This is a genomic window from Brevibacterium antiquum (genome assembly GCF_016107655.1).
Taxonomy (GTDB): domain Bacteria; phylum Actinomycetota; class Actinomycetes; order Actinomycetales; family Brevibacteriaceae; genus Brevibacterium; species Brevibacterium antiquum.
Map to the genome: position 1 here is coordinate 200,915 of NZ_JABASX010000004.1, position 15,644 is coordinate 216,558.

Here is a 15,644-nt window from a genome sequence, read left to right on the forward strand (position 1 = left end):
TCAGGTCCTGAACTCGATGGAGCGCACCCATTTGGTGTTGTGCACACCGGGCAGGGCTGGAACGATGATCCGTGCGGGAAAGCCGTGATCGAGCGATAGGTCTGCCCCGTTGACGCGCAGGGCGAGCAGCGAGTCCGGGTCGAGTACCTGGTTGTGCTGCAAGGCGGCATCGTTGAATGCGCCGGATCTCTGAAGTGATTCCACCTGTGCCGAGGCTGGTTCGCCGACTCCGGCCAGACGTGCCAAGTCGGCCAATCGGACGCCGGTCCACGTCTGCGTTGTCGACCATCCCTCCACACACGCGATCGGCAGGTCAGCGGTGTGTTGGGGCATTGCCAGCAGCTGCGGCCGGCTCAATGAGACGTCGCCGTCGCCGCCGCGCAGAGTCAGACGCCAGACCTCGCCCGTGTCGTCGGGACTGATGCGCGCGGCCGCGGCCGTCCGGTTGACCTGAAAGTCATTGGGCCCGTCACCTAGCACGCGTCCCCGAGGCAGCAGCGCGGACAACGGCCGGAGCACTCCGCCGATCGTCTGGCCGACGCTGAGAAGGAGCACAAGTGCGGAACCTCCACCGACAAGGGCCAGGGCACCGCGGCGGCTCATAGTCGGCGGTGCCGGGTCAGATGACACCAGCCCATCGGCATCGGGCGGCTCCGGGTGAGTTTCGGCCAGGGGAGTGCGCAGCTCAGTGCGCAGGGACCGGGAGCGCAGAGACTCGATCATTCTCGGCAGCTTGAGGCACACGTGGGCTATGAATGCCGCGATGAACACCCACGCCCCGAAATAGTGCGCTGCGTAGAAGCTGAACCCGAAGATGTAGTCGTACTGAATGTTCAACACACCTGTGGCCAATTCGAACAGGACGCTGCCGACGAGGAGGAGCAGGGACAGCCGTTCGAGGGCATGCGCCGGAGAGCGTACCGGCGGCCATGTGAACAGCTTCGGTGTCACCGACCACAGTTTGGCAAGCACCACTGGAATGATGACCATGCCGAGGACGACGTGGATCCCCTGGTTGAGTTGATAGAGCCAGGCAGGACTGGTGGGCCACTGGAAAGTCGGCAGCTTCAGCCAGCCCACGTCCCCCGGTATAGCCTGGCCCAGCTGTGGTGCGTATGCCAGGTAGGAGAGCAGACCGGTCAAGGTAACCACCGGCAGCGCGGCCAGCAGCACCGCACCGAACACCGAGGTCAGCCACGGCCCTCGGATCGGACTGCGCCAGCGCATCGGCTAGGCGTGCCCGTCACGCGTCAGCGCGGCCATGAACCGGCCCTCATGCTGGTGCAGTCGGCAACCGTGGAAGCCTGCTGCAGCAGCAACCTCGGCAATGGCCTCAGTATCGACCTGCGACCAGTTGAACGCTCCGGTCAGCTGTCCCTGGACGCGCAATCGAACACTTTCATGCACCAGTCCCGTCCCGGGGGCATCGACCTCGACCAGGACAGACCCATCCGGATGCACCAGCTGACGGATCCGCCGCAGCAGTCGGACCGGATCGCCGCCGATCCCGACATTTCCGTCGGCCAGCAGAGCATCCTGCCAGCAGCCTTCGTCGGGCACGTCATCAAAGACATTCATGTGAACTGCGACCGCCCCGCGTTCCTGGGCCAATTTCACTGCGGCGAGGGAGATGTCGATGCCCAGGGCCTTCTTGCCGCGCGCAGTCAGGGCCCCCGTCAGACGCCCTGGACCGCAGCCGACATCGAGGGTCGGACCCGTGCAGTGGTCCAAGAACAGTGCATGGTCCGTCGCGTCGGGCGCACTCGTCCATTGCTGGACGTTCAATCGGGTCGCTGTGCCATCGGCCCTGATTACGTCGCATGCGTGGCCCGCCATGGCCGCGTTCAAAGCGTCCAGGGGTGCGAAGTCAATGGTTTCTGTCATGGTTGGGACCCAATCTGTTCACGTTCGCCTGCCCGGGCGACCTCGGCGGCGAAACGGCTGTGCGGAATGAGGGAAGCGACCGCGTGTGAGTCCTCCCAGTAGTCGACATCGGCCATGACGGGAACGGAGGCGACCCGGGCGCCGCTGCGGACGAGCGCCGCCTTGGTCAGAACGCCGGTATCAGGCCTCGACATCGCCACCGTGTCCAGGCAGGACGTCCAACGGGGGCTTCGTGCTGCCAGTATCCACCAACCTCCGTCCTCAGCCAGGCCCAGCGCTGCGTCATGGCATTCCAATGCCGCTGCCGCCGTCTGCAGGCTCTCTGCGGTGACTTGGGGTGTGTCCATACCGATTTGGACGACCCCGTTGCCGGCATCGGCGTCGTGGTGAGCGGCAACGAGCCGGGCCGAGAAGGAGCCTCCGCGCTGGGCGATGACGCGGTGCCTGCCACATGCCGAGGCGAGTTCGTCTGACTTTGCCGCCTCGGCGAGGTCACCGGTTATCGCGATGACCACGGGCCACCCCAGACCGCCCACGACGTCCAGCGTGTCCAGCAGCGAAGCCGCGGCGATCCGTGCTGCCGCCTGATCCCCGACAGTTGTCGCCAATCTGGTTTTGGCTTGGCCGGCAACCGGCGCCTTGGCGACCACCAGCATTGTCGGTGGTGCGCTCATGTCAGCACCCTTGCGAAATCAGAGATGGTCCGCCACGTCCCCAGCAGCGTTCCGGAAACCTTGGACTTCGTGCCTCGCGCACGCCTGCGGTAGACGATGTCCCTCTCGTGCACAGTCCAGCCCGCCCGCGAGGCCTTGATCATGAGCTCAAGCGGATAGCCGAACCGTCGGTCGGTGATATCCAACGCAAGAAGGTCGTCCCGGCGGCAGACCCGCATCGGAGCCAGATCATGCACACCAAAGCCGCTGCTGCGTCGGATCCACCAGGCCAGGACAGCTGTTCCGGCTCGTGCATGCCAGGGCCAGACGCCGTTTCCCTCTGGTCTTCGGCGTCCGATCGCCATCGTGGCCGCCCCTTTGCTCACGACCGAAGCCAGCTCGGGCAGGTCGGCAGGATCCATCGAACCATCGCCATCAAGCACTGCCACCAAGGGCGCCCTGGCCGCGAGGATTCCGGCGTGAACCGCAGCGCCGTAACCGGCGACATCCTCGTACACGACTTCGGCGCCCAGGCTGCGGGCGACCTCGGCGGTGCCATCGACCGACCCGTTGTCCACGACGATCACGTTCATGCCATCGGGGATGGTGCTGAAGACGCCGGGTAACGCCAGCGCCTCGTCGCGGCACGGAATCACCACAGTGCAGGCAAGCGGCTCACGTGCGAGAGGATCATCCATAAGGTGACACTACCAGTGTTAGAATGTGATCGTGCCCACGCAAGCATCCTTACTTTCCCGCCGGGCCTGGACCGCAGCGATAGTCAGCACACTCATCGGCGCGGGATTGGTCGCCGCCGCCATTGCCTGGCCGCGCGCGACGGGAACGGATGTTTTCATCAACTGGCCTCCCCTGAAGGCGAGATGGACACCTGAGCCGGCACCCACCTTGGTGCTGCCGGTGCTCGTGGCACTGACCGGGTTTCTGTGCTGGCGACGCATCAGCTCCGCACTGAACTGGGGCCCCTATCTGGCTGCGGTCTTCGCCGGATCCTGGCTGTGGACGGCCGCGTTGGCTCATGTCGGCGGCAAGGAAAGCGTCAGCAAGGTGTTTGCACGCCCCAGTGAATACTTCGTCGATGCCAAAGAAGTCTCCTCGATCCCCGCGTTCTTGTCCGGATTCATCGAAAAAGTGCCTCTGCGTGCGCCCGACCACTGGCCCATTCACATTGCCGGGCATCCACCGGGCGCGACGCTGTTCTTCATCCTGCTCGACCGGATCGGCATCGAGGACCCGTACACAGCTGGTGTCATCGTCATGACTCTCGGTTGCACCGCAGTCGTCGCAGTTCTCCTGACCGTCAAGACCTTGGCCTCGCAGGAGTTCGCCCGCCGTGCAGCGCCCTGGCTGATAGCCGCACCCGCGGCGATCTGGATGGGCGTGTCCGCTGATGCGCTGTTTACGGCAGTAGCCGCCTGGGGACTGGCGCTTCTGGCGCTGGCCGCGACAACAGACCGCAGCTCACGACTGATCGGCTTTGGTCTCCCCGCAGGGCTGTTACTCGGCCTGTGCGTCTATCTTTCCTACGGACTGCTGCTGCTGGGGATCCTCGCCATCGCTGTGATCTATCTCGGCGGCAGGTGGACGGCACTGCCCTGGGCACTCGGCGGCGCGCTGCTCGTCGTTGCGGCATTCACCCTGGCCGGATTCCGGTGGTGGGAGGGGTTCCCCGTACTGGTCACCCGCTATTACGACGGGATCCAACACAAACGGCAATTCGGCTATTGGGTGTGGGCGAACCTGGGCGCCTGGACCTTCACCAGCGGACTGGCGGTATGGGCGGCCTTTCCCCGCGGCATCGCCGAAGCGTGGCGGGGGGCCGACAGGGGGCGGCGTGTGGTCGCTGTCCTGGGCTGCGCCGGCTTCGTCTCGATCCTGGTGGCGACGCTGTCGGGCATGAGCAAAGCCGAGGTCGAACGAATCTGGTTGCCATTCACAATCTGGACATTGGTGTTGCCATCGCTGTTGCCGCTGCGTTGGCAACGGCCACTGCTTGCCACACAGATGGCATCCGCGGTCGCCATCGAGTACCTCTTGACGACGCAGTGGTGAAGGTTCTGCACTCGGAGTGGACATCCATCGGATGAACGGACGGTCGCGGTGTACGTGACGAGGCTAGCCGCGAAGTGGCGACTCGCGTTCATGTGGCGTCTGTGAATCCCACCGACACCATGCTTCGCAGCGGCACACGTGTTCGGCGAACCGAAGAGGAGTCCCAGGTGCGTGTGCCCGGGATGGACGCCGCCGGAGTCCTCGAGGAGTTCGGAGACGGCGTTGAGACCGATCTCGCAGTCGGCGACCATGTGATGGCAGTGGTCGCGCCTACAGGAGCGCACGGTGCCTATTCGGACCATATCGCCGTGCCCATCGAGTCAGTCGCCCGCGCCCCGCACGGGTTCGACCACCAGGAGGCGGCCACGTTGCCGATGAATGGGCTCACCGCCCGTCTGGCGCTGGATACCCTGGGGCTTGAGAAGGGCAGCGTGCTCGCGGTGACCGGTGCAGCCGGCACGATGGGCGGGTACGCCGAGGCGACGACTTCCCGCAGCTCGTACGAGAGCGGTACCCCGACGGTGTGTCTGGCGTGATCGACGGAGCGCTTATGCACGAGAGCACGGCAAACTCGATGAGCTCCGCCAACTCGCTGAGGACGGAACGCTCACTGCAGGTGGCGGAGACATTCTCCCAAGACCAGGCTCCGGCAGCGCATCGTCGCTTGGAGGCAGGCGGCGTCCGCGGGCGACTCGTCCTGGAATTCTGATCACGAGCGCACTCCGGGACGAGACTCAGGCACCCGTCATCGGTGCCGAGGTCGCGCTCCTCGTGCCACATGATGCGATGAAACACAGGGTATAGGCTCCTACCATGTTGGATGTCCTCACCGCCGCACAGCAGCGGCTCTACGATGCGGAGGAACCGCAGGACGTTGTGGTCGCGACCATCGTCGGGACCGATGGTTCGGTGCCGCGGCCGGTGGGGACCTCGATGCTGGTCGACGCTGCAGATGAGATCCACGGTTCCCTCACAGGAGGATGCGTCGAAGGCGCCGTCCTCGAAGCTTGCCGAGAGGCGCTCGCCACCGGAGCGGCCACAGTTCAGAGATACGGCTACAGCGATGATGATGCCTTCGCCGTCGGTCTGATGTGCGGTGGCAGCATCGACGTGCTCGTCCAGCCCTTCAGAGCCGCTCGCTCGGATCTGCGACAGGAAACCGATCAGCAGGATCCGATCGCGATGGTGATGCGACTTCCTGCTGCCGACCACGATGAGTCCTCCAGCGCCCTTGCCGTCAGCGAAGACGCACTCAAGGAGAGTTCCGGACGAGCTGCGGGCTCTCTTGCCGCGGGTCTGGGCACGGTCGTCCCGCCCTCGGCGCTCGACTCCGCGGTCAGGCATGCTGAGTCGATGATCCGCAGCGGGAGCACGGGCACAGTCCGCATCGCTGCGGCCGAAGGCAACCGCAATCCGATCGACCTCTTCATCGAGACCCGGATACCACCGGCCCACCTGGTCATCATCGGAGCGAACGCCTTCGGGCGGGCCCTGGTGGAAGCTGCCCTGCCACTGGGCCACCGCATCACGCTGTGCGATCCCCGCCCCGCCTTCACCGGCCCGATGTCGTTTCCCGGCGCCGAGGTGGTCCGAGCCTGGCCGCACCGTTTCCTCACCGAAGCTGCCGACTTGGGAGCGGTCGATGAGCGCAGCATGATCTGCGTCCTCAGCCACGACCCGAAGGTCGACATCCCCACACTGGTCCGTGCGCTCGACCTCGACGTCGCCTATGTCGGGGCGATGGGCTCACGCCGCAGCGACCGCGACCGACGCAGTGCCCTGCAGGAGGCAGGAGTCGACAGCAGAGCGTTGGAGCGGCTGCACTCTCCGATCGGTCTCGATGTGAACGCGATGACGCCCGCCGAGGTGGCCGTCTCGATTCTCGCGGAGATCCTCGCTGTGCGAGGCGGCAGGACGCAGGCAGTGCCCCTCAGCTGCCGGTCGGGGGCACTGCACCCTCACTGACCGTGCGATCCAGTCGGTCGAGAAGATGCAGATCCGCGGGCACATCGATGTCGTCGCCGTCATCGAGGTCGCTGCAGTCGACCAGCGCAACGATGTCACGGTGGGCGATGAGCAGCTCGCGAGCACCGATGTCATCGTGGGCGGCAGCGGCCACCTCGGCGGTCCAGATCGCATCGAAGAGAACAGGGTGTCCACGGTGCAGCCGCCAGCTCCGATCACGATGGGCGGCCGCGGTGATGGCGCCCGGACGATGAGCGGCGATGACGCGTTCGACTTCCGCCGGGCAGATGCCAGGTCGGTCGACGGGCGTCACCAGGACAGTGCGTCCAGGGCCGATCGAGTCCAGGCCGCGGCGCAGCGATGAACCCAGTCCCTCATCCCACTCAGGATTGTGAGCCAATCGGACATGATCCCGGCCTTTCAGAAGGGTCGCGACCTCCTCGGCTCCGGCTCCGGTGACGACCGTGACGTTGCAGCAGCCTCCTGAGAGCAAGGAGTCCACGAGGGACTCAACGAGGGTGCGGCCGTTGCTGCGCAGCAGTGCCTTCGGTCCCAAGCCCAATCGACGACCTGCGCCGGCGGCGAGGACGAGCCCGCACGGGCCCTGCAAGGCTGCAGAGTTGATCGACGGCTCCTGGTCGGGGCTCGCAGTCATCGTGGCAGGTCGAGTTTCGCCGTCATCGGGGCAGGAACGCGTCACCGAAGAGCGGCAGATCGCGCACCCGCACCCCGGTCGCGTTATAAGCGGCATTTGCGAGTGCCGCCGCCGCACCCACGATGCCGATCTCCCCGATCCCGCGCGCCCCGAGCGGACCGGCCTGCGGGTCCTCCTCGTCGAGCCAAGCCGCCTCGATCTCAGCAACGTCGGCATTGACGGGAACGTGGTATTCGGCGAGGTCGTGGTTGACGACGTGGCCGAACCGGGGATCGAGCTCGCCCTTCTCATGAAGGGCCATTCCCAGGCCCATGGTCATCCCGCCGATGAACTGTGAACGAGCGGTGCGCGGGTTCACGATCCGTCCGGCGGAGAACATTCCGAACATGCGGTTGACACGGATCTCGCCGGTGGCGGCGTGGATGCGGACTTCGGCGAAATGAGCACCGAAGGAGTGCAGAGCGAACTTCTCTGCTGCCGGGTTCGCCTGTGCCTCACCCTGCGACTGGGCTCCGGATGCGGGGTCGGTTCCATGCTCGCGTCGGAACGTCTCGGCGGCGGCGAGGACCGCGGCGCTCCAGCTCGCCAACCCGGTGGAGCCGCCGGCGACAGTCGCATTCGGCAGGTCGGTGTCGCCGATCTGCAGCTCCACCTGTTCGATGGGAACGTCAAGGGAGTCCGCTGCGACCTGGGTCAGGGCAGTCCAGGTGCCGGTGCCCAGATCCGCGGCCGCGATGGCCACCTCGTAGCCATCAGAGGTCCGGCGGATCCGTGCGACAGAGCCGGGCTGCCTGCCTGCCGGATAGGTGGCGGAGGCGACACCCATGCCGATGAGCCAGCCGTTGTCCCGCCGAGTGCGCGGTTGAGAACTTCGCTCGTCCCAACCGAAGCGCTCCGCTCCTTCGCGGAGGCAGTCCACGAGACGGCGCTGATTGAACGGCAACCCCGTGTCCGGGTCGTTCTCGGGGTCGTTGCGCACACGCAGCTCGATCGGGTCGATTCCGCTGGCCACAGCAAGTTCGTCCATGGCGATCTCGATCCCGACCATGCCCGGGGCCTCCCCGGGAGCTCGCATCCACGAGGGCACGGGCACATCCAGAGGGACCACTCGCTGGGTGAGGCGGCGATTGTCGCCTGCGTACATCATGCGGGCAGGCTTCGTCGCCTCCTCCGGGAACTCCTTGGTCTGCGACGACATGGAGACCGCGTCGAAGGCGAAGGCCGTGATCGTGCCGTCGGCTCGTGCGCCCAGACGAATATGCTGCAGGGTCGGAGCCCTGTAGCCGGTGATCGAGAACATCTGCTGCCGGGTCACTGCGTACTTCACGGGACGTCCCGGCACCGCTTTGGCCGCGAGTGCGGCCAGCATCATATCGGCGTGGGGCACGCCCTTGGAGCCGAAGCCCCCTCCCACATGCGGGGAGACGATGCGAAGCTGGTCAGGCTCAAGACCGAGGATGGGTGCCAGTGTCGACCGTGTGGGGTGCACGCCCTGGGTCGACGTCCACAGCGTCAGTTCGCCTCTGTCCCAGCGGGCGATGGTGGTGTGCGGTTCCATGGGGTTGTTGTGCTCCATGGGAGTGCTGTAGCGCTGATCGATGCTGACGGCAGCCTCGGCGAGGGCCGAGTCGACATCGCCGACGGTGACGTCCCCGCCGCCGGACTCCGGAGGACGGGAAGCAGGATGGTCCTCCCGCAGCTCGACATCATGGTCCTCCTGCACGTAGCTGACGGTGATGAGGTCCGCAGCGTGGCGGGCCTGCTCCGGGGTGGTGGCGATGACAGCACCGAGGTACTGTCCGCGGAATCCGATCTCCGGAGAGCGCAGGATCGCCAGCTCCGCGTCATCCGTGCTCTGCAGGGCCGGTGCGTTCTCATGGGTGAGCACATGCACGACCCCGTCTGCTGCCTCGGCCGCGGAGGTGTCGATGGTGGCTGCGCGTCCCCGCGCGATCATCGCCAGGAGGGGGCAGAGGTAGAGAGGGTCATCGACCGGGTGCTCGTACGCGTAGGTGGCGCGACCGCGGACCTTGTCGGGTCCGTCCAGACGCACCTGCCGGGTGCCGATGGCTGAGGTTGCCAGCAGATCACTCATGAGCGTCCTCCGTGGTGTCGTCCAGCTTCGACTCCGGGCCGCCGGTCAGCTCGGTGAGCACCGTCGTGATCGCACCGCGCGCCATCTGGACCTTGAAGCGGTTGCCTTCCAAGGGCTCGGCGGCCGCGAGTTCAGCATCGGCGGCCTGCAGAAACGTCTTCTCGTTCGGCTCCGCGCCTCGCAGCACTGCCTCGGCGGCGCGTGCACGCCAGGGTTTGTGGGCGACGCCACCCAGAGCGATCGCGGCCTCGCGGATCACCGGCTTCGGTCCCGAGTCATCGACGTCGACCGTGGCGGCGACCGAGACCAGCGCGAAGGCGTAGGACGCACGGTCACGGATCTTTCGATACGTCGAGCGTCCAGCGCGTGGGGGAGGGAGTTCGAGGGCGGTGATGAGCTCCCCGTGCTCAAGGATCGTGTCCCGCTCGGGTTGCTCGCCGGGCAGCCGATGGAGTTCGTCGACCGGAATCCGGCGCTCACCGTGAGGACCGAGGACGACGACAGTGGCGTCGAGAGCGGCCAGCGCGACCGCCATATCTGAAGGGTGGGTCGCAACGCAGTCCTGTGAGGCGCCGAGGATCGCGTGGTAGCGGGTGTAGCCGCCGATGGCCGAGCAGCCGGAGCCGGGTTCGCGCTTGTTGCACGGCGTCGAGGTGTCCTGGAAGTACACGCATCTGGTGCGCTGGAGGAGGTTGCCGCCCATGCTCGCTGCGTTGCGCAGCTGACCGGAGGCACCTGAGAGCAGGGCTCGCGAGAGCATCGGATAGTCGCGGCGGACTCGCATGTCGGCGGCGGCATCGCTGTTGCGCACCATCGCACCGATGCGCAGTCCCGAGTCATCGAGGACCTCGATGTCGGTGAGGTCCAGGCCGTTGATGTCGACGACCAGTCCCGGTTCCGTGACACCGAGCTTGAGGTGATCGACGAGGTTGGTTCCGCCTGCCAGAAACACTGCGTCTGGTCGCTCGGTGAGCACGGCGACGGCGTCAGCGGTGTCGGTGGTGCGTATGTAGTCGAAGGGGTTCATCGCGACTCCTCGGCGGCTTGGCTGACGGCCGCGACGATGTTGACGTAGGCTCCGCACCGGCACAGATTGCCGCTCATGCGCTCGCGGATCTCCTCATCAGTGAGGTCGACCGGAGCCTCCAGATCCTCAGTGACCACGCTCGGGGCGTCGTCGGCCGCCTCCTGCAGCATGCCGGCGGCCGAGCAGACCTGGCCCGGAGTGCAGTAGCCGCACTGGAAAGCGTCCTGTTCGAGGAATGCGCGGTGCAGCGGGGAGAGTTCACCGTCTGTGGCCAGGCCGTCGGAGGTCGTGACGGCAGCAGCGTCATGGGACAGCGCGAGCGCCAGGCAGGAGTTCAGCCGGCGGCCGTCGACCAGAACCGTGCATGCGCCGCATTGACCATGGTCGCAGCCCTTTTTGGGAGACATCACCCCCAGTCGGTCGCGCAGTGCATCGAGCAGAGTGGTTCGGGGGTCCACGGCCAGCGTGTGCTCCTGGCCGTCGACGGTGAGGTTCAGCGGATGGTCCACGAGAACCGCCTCCAGACAGCGTTGTCGACGTCCGTCAAACCTACCCCCGCTGCGGGAGGTGGACAAGGGGTCGTCGCGGACAAGCTGGGCTATCAGACACCCGCGCGTTCGGAACACCCGTGTCAGACAACCGGGCAGTCATCAGATCGGGGAAATGCCGGTCATCTCGAGACGGACGTGAGTTAGAGTGACAATTGGTCAGTATCATTGCGGGCCGGGGTGTCACCATCTCCAGCTGGCACTCATCTGCGAAGGAGCACCGTCGAACATGTCACGGATCCTCGTACGCATCTGGCGCCGTTACCGGGATACAAAACTCCTTGTGAAGATGACAGTCGGCTTCGTGCTGGGGCTGATCGTTGCACTGGCGTTCGGTCAACAGGCTCAAGTGCTGTCACCAATCGGTGACATTCTGCTCAATCTCCTGCAGCTGGTTGTCATCCCCATCATCATGCTGACGTTGATCGACGCGGTCAACACCACGCAGTCCGGAAGCCTTGTCAGGGTTGCCTTCACGACTTTCGCCTTCTATCTGCTGACGACCGTCGCCGCCGTCATCATCAGCCTGTCGCTGGCGCTTCTCATCAACCCGGGAACGGGGCTCAAACGTCCTGAGAACGGCGCAGAGACGCCTGAACCGCCGTCGTTCACCGACCAGCTGGTTGGAGTATTTCCTGAGAACTTCTTCCAGGCTCTGACCGATGGCAAGATTCTTGCTTTGATCTTCGTATCCATGATCATCGGCCTCACGCTCGCGGGTATGCGGCGCTCGTCGGACGCGACGGTCTCGGACTTCGGAGACCTGCTGCACAAATTCGTCCTGGCAGCCAAAGAGATGACGTTCCGCATCCTCGCCGGCATCCTCCAATATGCGCCGTTCGGTGTCTTTGCTCTCGTGGCCAGCGATATCGGCAGTCAAGGATTCGATGCACTGGCAGCCCTGGGCAAGCTGACCGGGGCCGTCTATGCAGGTCTGGCTGCGCAGATCCTGCTGATCTACATTCCATTGCTGCTGATCAATCGGGTTCCGATCGGCGGGTTCTTCCGAATCGCAGGTGAGCCGATGGCCACGGCGTTCACCACCCAGAGCAGTTCCGGCACGATCCCGGTGTCGCTGCAGGCGACGAAGAAGGCGGGAATCCTCCAGGAGGTCGCTGGCTTTGTGATCCCGCTGGGAGCGACCATCAACATGGACGGCGCAGTCATCCGCCTGGGAGCCTCGGTCGTGCTGGCCGCCAATATCGCCGGACATGACATGTCCCTCTTCGAACTCGGCGCAATCGTGCTCACCGCCACGTTCGTCTCCATCGGCACTGCAGGAGTCCCCGGCGCTGGACTCATCGGCCTGACGATCCTGTTGCAGCAGGCAGGGTTGCCACTCGAAACTGTGGCGTTGGTCGCTGGTGTCGACGTGATACTCGGGATGGGGGCGACGATGATCAATATTACCGGCGACCTCGTCGGAGCCCAGCTCATCGACAAGAGCGAAAAGCGGATCAGCAGGAAACACGCAACCTCGACAACCGAGGACAGCCCTTCGTAGCAGCGTGACTCGCCAACGGGGCCGACCTCCCGAGGGATCGATTCAGAACACCGGGAGATGCATCGATGATGACCGCCTCGGCGCCACCGAGGCGAGGGAAGCAGCGCGGCCCCATGGGAATGGGAGCGGCAATGAACTGCCGCTCCCATTCTCAGACCAGTTGCTTCTCAGCGCTCAGAGGAGTCCTTGAGCGAGTTGGCGACGCCGCGAGCGGCGTCCTTGGCTTTTTCGCCAGCCTCTTTGCCTTTGGCCTGGACCACGTCGGCCTTTCCCTCTGCCTGGAGAGATTCGTCATCGGTGGCCTTGCCGGCAGCGGCTTTTGCCTTGCCCTTGAATTCTTCGGCCTTGTGGGAGTTCTCTTTGCTCATTGTTCTTCCTTTCGGTTGGGCAGCAGGTCATGACAGATACGAGGACTGCGGCCTATCTGTCATAATCGCGCCATCAGCAAGGTTGGCGCAAGGGGGTTCTCAGATGCTGTCATCAGCCTCGGCACCATTGTCGTTGAAACCGATGAGCTCATAGCCCATGTCGGCAAGCTCCTCGTCTTCGGAGCCCGGGGGAGTGACGCCGTTGATCGGACGTCCCGCCGTCTCATTGAAGAAGTGGATGCCGATGAGGCCGATGACCCCGGCCCCCGCGAGGTAGAAGGCCGGGAACAGATCGAACCCGGTCTTCTGAATGACGAAGGTGTTCACCGCTGCCGTGGTCCCGCCGAAGATCGCGGTCGAGATGTTGTAGCCGATGGCGAAGCCGGAGAACCGCACCTGGGTGGGGAAGATCGCCGGCAGCGTCGCCGAGACGCAGGACTGCATCATCACCTGCAGCAGCGCGATGATGCCCAGTCCCAGGAATTGGAGCCCGCGGCTTTCGGCGTGCATGAGCATGAATGCGGGGATGGCGAGGACGATGAAGCCGATCGCCGAGGTGTAGAGCACCGGTTTGCGCCCGATCGTATCCGTGAGCCTGCCCAGCGGACTGACGACAGCTATCATCGCCAACAGCAGCCCGACGAGCATGAAGTTGCTCGTGACCTCGGAGTGACCCAGAATACCGCTGAGGTAGGTCGGCATATACGTCAGCACCATGTACTGCCCGATGTTGAGCAGCACGACGAAGGCCATGAGCATGAGGATCTGTTTCTTGTATCCAGTGAACAGTTCCCGGAACGGTTTGCGGTTGGCCTGCTGCCGTGAAGTGGTCTGTGAGAACGCCTCCGGTTCGTCGAGCTTCATCCGCAGCCAGAGGGCGATGGCGCCGAGGGGGAGGGTCAGCAGGAAGGGCAGTCTCCACCACCCGGCCTCCATGCCGTCCGAGCCGACGACGACCAGGAGGATGGTGCAGACGAATGCCGCCGAGGCTGTTCCCGCCAGGGTGCCCATCTCGAGGAAGGACCCGCAGAAGCCTCTGCGTCTGTCGGGTGCCGATTCTGCCATGTAGACGGCGGCACCGCCGTACTCGCCGCCGGTGGAGAAGCCTTGGACCATGCGGCACAACAACAGCAGGATCGGTGCGAATGCGCCGAGTGTGGCATAGCCGGGGAGGAGGCCGATGAGCGTGGTCGGAATCGTCATCATGATGATGGTCAGAACCATCACGTGCTGGCGGCCGACCTTGTCGCCCAGGGGCCCGAGGATGAAGCCTCCCAAGGGCCGGAAGACGAACGACAGAGCGAGAACTGCGAAAGTGAGGACGACACCCCACTCGCCGGGGAAGAAGGCGCTGGCGATGTAGACGGAGACATAGGAATAGACGCCGTAGTCGAACCACTCGACCGCGTTGCCCAGCGCTGAACCGCCGATGGCTCGCTTGAGCGTGCGCTTCTTCTCGGGTGGCATCTTGGACATGTCGATGCCATCAGGGGTGGGGATCTTCTCATCGTGTGACGAATAGTTCATTCCAGTCCCTTCTTCGCTGTCTACGGTTCCCGCTCGCGCCTGTCCGGCACCTCTGATCAGATACTCGCCCCTCAGATGTCTGAACCCGGTCTGCCTGAGTAGTGGAAGACGAACCCGCTGCGCGGCAGTGCGGGGAACTGGTTGAGGGGAATGGACAGGTCCTGCGTGGGCACGTCGAGTCCGCTGCTGACCAGCAGACGCACGGCTCGTTTGAGGATTTCGACCGTGCTCCATTCCCCGGGGCAACGATGATTCGCGGAGTGCCTGCCGGCACCTTGCGCGATCAGCGTGTTGGGGTGCTCGTCCCAGCTGAAGCCGCGGAAGCGCTCGGGCTGAAAACTGTTGGGGTCCGTCCACAGTCTGCGATCGTGACAGGTGCCGTAGAGGTCGAGGATGACACGGTCGCCTTCGTCGAACCGGTGCCCACGCCAATTGAAGGGCTCACGGACTCTGCCCGGGACTGCCGGGAAGAACGGGTAGAAACGGCGGACCTCCTGGACGAATGGTTCCAGATCGGTCTCGTCACCGGAGGCGAACGTATCACGCCAGCGCGGATGGTGAACGAGAGCGACAGCGGCGAAGACGATGAAGCGGGCAACCGCCGCAATCGGACGCAGGATGTTGATGAGTTCGACTGCGGCCACCTCGGCGGAGAGCTCCTGGCCAGCGGAATCGGTGTGATGGGCGAAGACGAAGAGTGCAGAGCCCGGCGCCGGTGACAGAGCCCCCTGACGAACCTTCTCGATGAGACTGGCCGCCCAGGTTTCGGTGCCGCGTCTGCGCCACTGCGCATACCAGTTCGCAGGGCCGGCTTTGGCAACGTGATCGATCATCATGCCCAGTTCACTGCTCAGTTTCCGGACATCGGTCGCCTCCAGGGGAACCCCCGCCCACCGGCAGGCTGTGCGAGTCAGCACGTCCCGGGCGAAATCATGAAGAACGATGCGTCGTGGCCCAGGACGCGTTTCCAGCGTCTCGGCCCACTCTTCGTCGAAGATCTCCCCGAGGCCGGACATCGCGTCCTCGCCCATCAGGGACAGGAACGCCTGCTTTCTCCGGTGGTGCTCGACCCCGTCCAGAGCTTGGACTGACCCCTTGTCCTGCAGCAGGTGCTGAACACTCGGGGGCACGGCGGCCTCACGGGTGAACCGATTGCCCTCGTAGAAGAGCCCAGCTGCTTCCTCGCCCCGGATGAATGTGGTCGGCTGAAGGAACAGTCGCGTGGTGAAGAGATCGGTGTCCCATGTGTCACAGCGAGAGGAGACGAATGCGTATCCCTCGTTGAGGAAGGAGGCGGTGCTGTCGAAGGGACGGCGTATCATGCGAACTCCTCTGACTGTTCTTGCTT

At 64.8% G+C, this 15,644-nt stretch carries 16 protein-coding genes; 5 read left to right on the forward strand and 11 right to left on the reverse strand.

The window, feature by feature from the left end:
- From JFC13_RS08540 to JFC13_RS08555, 4 genes are read right to left on the reverse strand one after another with little or no spacing between them, the layout of a single operon-like run.
- Positions 1–1,227, reverse strand: a complete 1,227-nt coding sequence (locus JFC13_RS08540; RefSeq protein ID WP_198396668.1) for a molybdopterin-dependent oxidoreductase — start codon at positions 1,225–1,227, stop codon at positions 1–3.
- 3 nt (positions 1,228–1,230) lie between these two features.
- Positions 1,231–1,884 carry a class I SAM-dependent methyltransferase gene (locus JFC13_RS08545; RefSeq protein WP_198396669.1) on the reverse strand — a complete coding sequence of 218 codons (654 nt, stop codon included), beginning with the start codon at positions 1,882–1,884 and terminating at the stop codon, positions 1,231–1,233.
- A complete protein-coding gene (locus tag JFC13_RS08550; protein WP_232488380.1) occupies positions 1,881–2,558 on the reverse strand; it encodes a TIGR04282 family arsenosugar biosynthesis glycosyltransferase in 678 nt (225 codons plus the stop codon). The genes JFC13_RS08545 and JFC13_RS08550 overlap by 4 nt, the downstream gene beginning before the upstream one ends.
- A complete protein-coding gene (locus tag JFC13_RS08555) occupies positions 2,555–3,235 on the reverse strand; it encodes a glycosyltransferase family 2 protein (RefSeq protein WP_198396670.1) in 681 nt (226 codons plus the stop codon). Before JFC13_RS08555 ends, JFC13_RS08550 begins: the two co-directional genes overlap by 4 nt.
- 31 nt (positions 3,236–3,266) lie before the next feature.
- Between JFC13_RS08555 and JFC13_RS08560 the strand changes: the two genes are divergently transcribed.
- The 4 genes from JFC13_RS08560 to JFC13_RS08575 all read left to right on the forward strand — a co-directional run bounded on the left by JFC13_RS08560 (position 3,267) and on the right by JFC13_RS08575 (position 6,572).
- Entirely contained in the window at positions 3,267–4,607 is a 1,341-nt protein-coding gene (locus JFC13_RS08560) for a hypothetical protein (RefSeq protein ID WP_232488381.1), read from the forward strand.
- A gap of 74 nt (positions 4,608–4,681) precedes the next feature.
- Positions 4,682–5,143: an alcohol dehydrogenase catalytic domain-containing protein gene (locus JFC13_RS08565; RefSeq protein WP_332839366.1), complete on the forward strand. Its 462-nt coding sequence runs from the start codon at positions 4,682–4,684 to the stop codon at positions 5,141–5,143.
- A 14-nt stretch (positions 5,144–5,157) separates the two neighbouring features.
- Positions 5,158–5,316: a hypothetical protein gene (locus JFC13_RS08570; RefSeq protein WP_198396673.1), complete on the forward strand. Its 159-nt coding sequence runs from the start codon at positions 5,158–5,160 to the stop codon at positions 5,314–5,316.
- A gap of 104 nt (positions 5,317–5,420) precedes the next feature.
- Positions 5,421–6,572: an XdhC family protein gene (locus JFC13_RS08575; protein WP_198396674.1), complete on the forward strand. Its 1,152-nt coding sequence runs from the start codon at positions 5,421–5,423 to the stop codon at positions 6,570–6,572.
- Here JFC13_RS08575 and JFC13_RS08580 read toward each other — a convergent pair.
- Genes JFC13_RS08580 through JFC13_RS08595 form a run of 4 tightly spaced genes read right to left on the reverse strand, consistent with a single transcriptional unit; the run spans position 6,538 to position 10,858 of the window.
- Positions 6,538–7,227, reverse strand: a complete 690-nt coding sequence (locus tag JFC13_RS08580) for a nucleotidyltransferase family protein (RefSeq protein WP_198396675.1) — start codon at positions 7,225–7,227, stop codon at positions 6,538–6,540. The genes JFC13_RS08575 and JFC13_RS08580 overlap by 35 nt on opposite strands.
- A gap of 22 nt (positions 7,228–7,249) precedes the next feature.
- On the reverse strand, positions 7,250–9,322 hold the full coding sequence (locus JFC13_RS08585) for a xanthine dehydrogenase family protein molybdopterin-binding subunit (RefSeq protein ID WP_198396676.1): 2,073 nt from the start codon (positions 9,320–9,322) through the stop codon (positions 7,250–7,252).
- The gene (locus tag JFC13_RS08590; RefSeq protein ID WP_198396677.1) at positions 9,315–10,349 is read right to left on the reverse strand and encodes an FAD binding domain-containing protein; all 1,035 of its coding nucleotides are present in this window, start codon (positions 10,347–10,349) and stop codon (positions 9,315–9,317) included. The genes JFC13_RS08585 and JFC13_RS08590 overlap by 8 nt, the downstream gene beginning before the upstream one ends.
- Positions 10,346–10,858, reverse strand: a complete 513-nt coding sequence (locus JFC13_RS08595) for a (2Fe-2S)-binding protein (protein WP_198396678.1) — start codon at positions 10,856–10,858, stop codon at positions 10,346–10,348. The genes JFC13_RS08590 and JFC13_RS08595 overlap by 4 nt, the downstream gene beginning before the upstream one ends.
- Positions 10,859–11,126: 268 nt before the next feature.
- Here JFC13_RS08595 and JFC13_RS08600 point away from each other — a divergent pair, with 268 nt between their 5' ends.
- A complete protein-coding gene (locus JFC13_RS08600; protein ID WP_198396679.1) occupies positions 11,127–12,401 on the forward strand; it encodes a dicarboxylate/amino acid:cation symporter in 1,275 nt (424 codons plus the stop codon).
- A gap of 167 nt (positions 12,402–12,568) precedes the next feature.
- On the opposite strand, the gene JFC13_RS08605 is transcribed toward JFC13_RS08600, so the two are convergent.
- The 3 genes from JFC13_RS08605 to JFC13_RS08615 form a co-directional block, all read right to left on the reverse strand.
- Positions 12,569–12,769 carry a CsbD family protein gene (locus JFC13_RS08605; RefSeq protein ID WP_198396680.1) on the reverse strand — a complete coding sequence of 67 codons (201 nt, stop codon included), beginning with the start codon at positions 12,767–12,769 and terminating at the stop codon, positions 12,569–12,571.
- A 99-nt stretch (positions 12,770–12,868) separates the two neighbouring features.
- Entirely contained in the window at positions 12,869–14,296 is a 1,428-nt protein-coding gene (locus tag JFC13_RS08610) for an MFS transporter (protein ID WP_198396681.1), read from the reverse strand.
- Positions 14,297–14,367: 71 nt separating this feature from the next.
- Positions 14,368–15,618: a cytochrome P450 gene (locus tag JFC13_RS08615; RefSeq protein WP_232488382.1), complete on the reverse strand. Its 1,251-nt coding sequence runs from the start codon at positions 15,616–15,618 to the stop codon at positions 14,368–14,370.
- Positions 15,619–15,644 lie beyond the last annotated feature (26 nt).

Excerpts from the sequence above, each read along its gene's own strand:
- JFC13_RS08540 (WP_198396668.1), bottom strand. The coding sequence starts at position 1,227 with ATGCGCTGGCGCAGTCCGATCCGAGGGCCGTGGCTGACCTCGGTGTTC.
- JFC13_RS08545 (WP_198396669.1), bottom strand. The coding sequence starts at position 1,884 with ATGACAGAAACCATTGACTTCGCACCCCTGGACGCTTTGAACGCGGCC.
- JFC13_RS08550 (WP_232488380.1), bottom strand. The coding sequence starts at position 2,558 with ATGAGCGCACCACCGACAATGCTGGTGGTCGCCAAGGCGCCGGTTGCC.
- JFC13_RS08555 (WP_198396670.1), bottom strand. The coding sequence starts at position 3,235 with ATGGATGATCCTCTCGCACGTGAGCCGCTTGCCTGCACTGTGGTGATT.
- JFC13_RS08570 (WP_198396673.1), top strand. The coding sequence starts at position 5,158 with ATGCACGAGAGCACGGCAAACTCGATGAGCTCCGCCAACTCGCTGAGG.
- JFC13_RS08575 (WP_198396674.1), top strand. The coding sequence starts at position 5,421 with ATGTTGGATGTCCTCACCGCCGCACAGCAGCGGCTCTACGATGCGGAG.
- JFC13_RS08580 (WP_198396675.1), bottom strand. The coding sequence starts at position 7,227 with ATGACTGCGAGCCCCGACCAGGAGCCGTCGATCAACTCTGCAGCCTTG.
- JFC13_RS08585 (WP_198396676.1), bottom strand. The coding sequence starts at position 9,322 with ATGAGTGATCTGCTGGCAACCTCAGCCATCGGCACCCGGCAGGTGCGT.
- JFC13_RS08590 (WP_198396677.1), bottom strand. The coding sequence starts at position 10,349 with ATGAACCCCTTCGACTACATACGCACCACCGACACCGCTGACGCCGTC.
- JFC13_RS08600 (WP_198396679.1), top strand. The coding sequence starts at position 11,127 with ATGTCACGGATCCTCGTACGCATCTGGCGCCGTTACCGGGATACAAAA.
- JFC13_RS08605 (WP_198396680.1), bottom strand. The coding sequence starts at position 12,769 with ATGAGCAAAGAGAACTCCCACAAGGCCGAAGAATTCAAGGGCAAGGCA.
- JFC13_RS08610 (WP_198396681.1), bottom strand. The coding sequence starts at position 14,296 with ATGAACTATTCGTCACACGATGAGAAGATCCCCACCCCTGATGGCATC.
- JFC13_RS08615 (WP_232488382.1), bottom strand. The coding sequence starts at position 15,618 with ATGATACGCCGTCCCTTCGACAGCACCGCCTCCTTCCTCAACGAGGGA.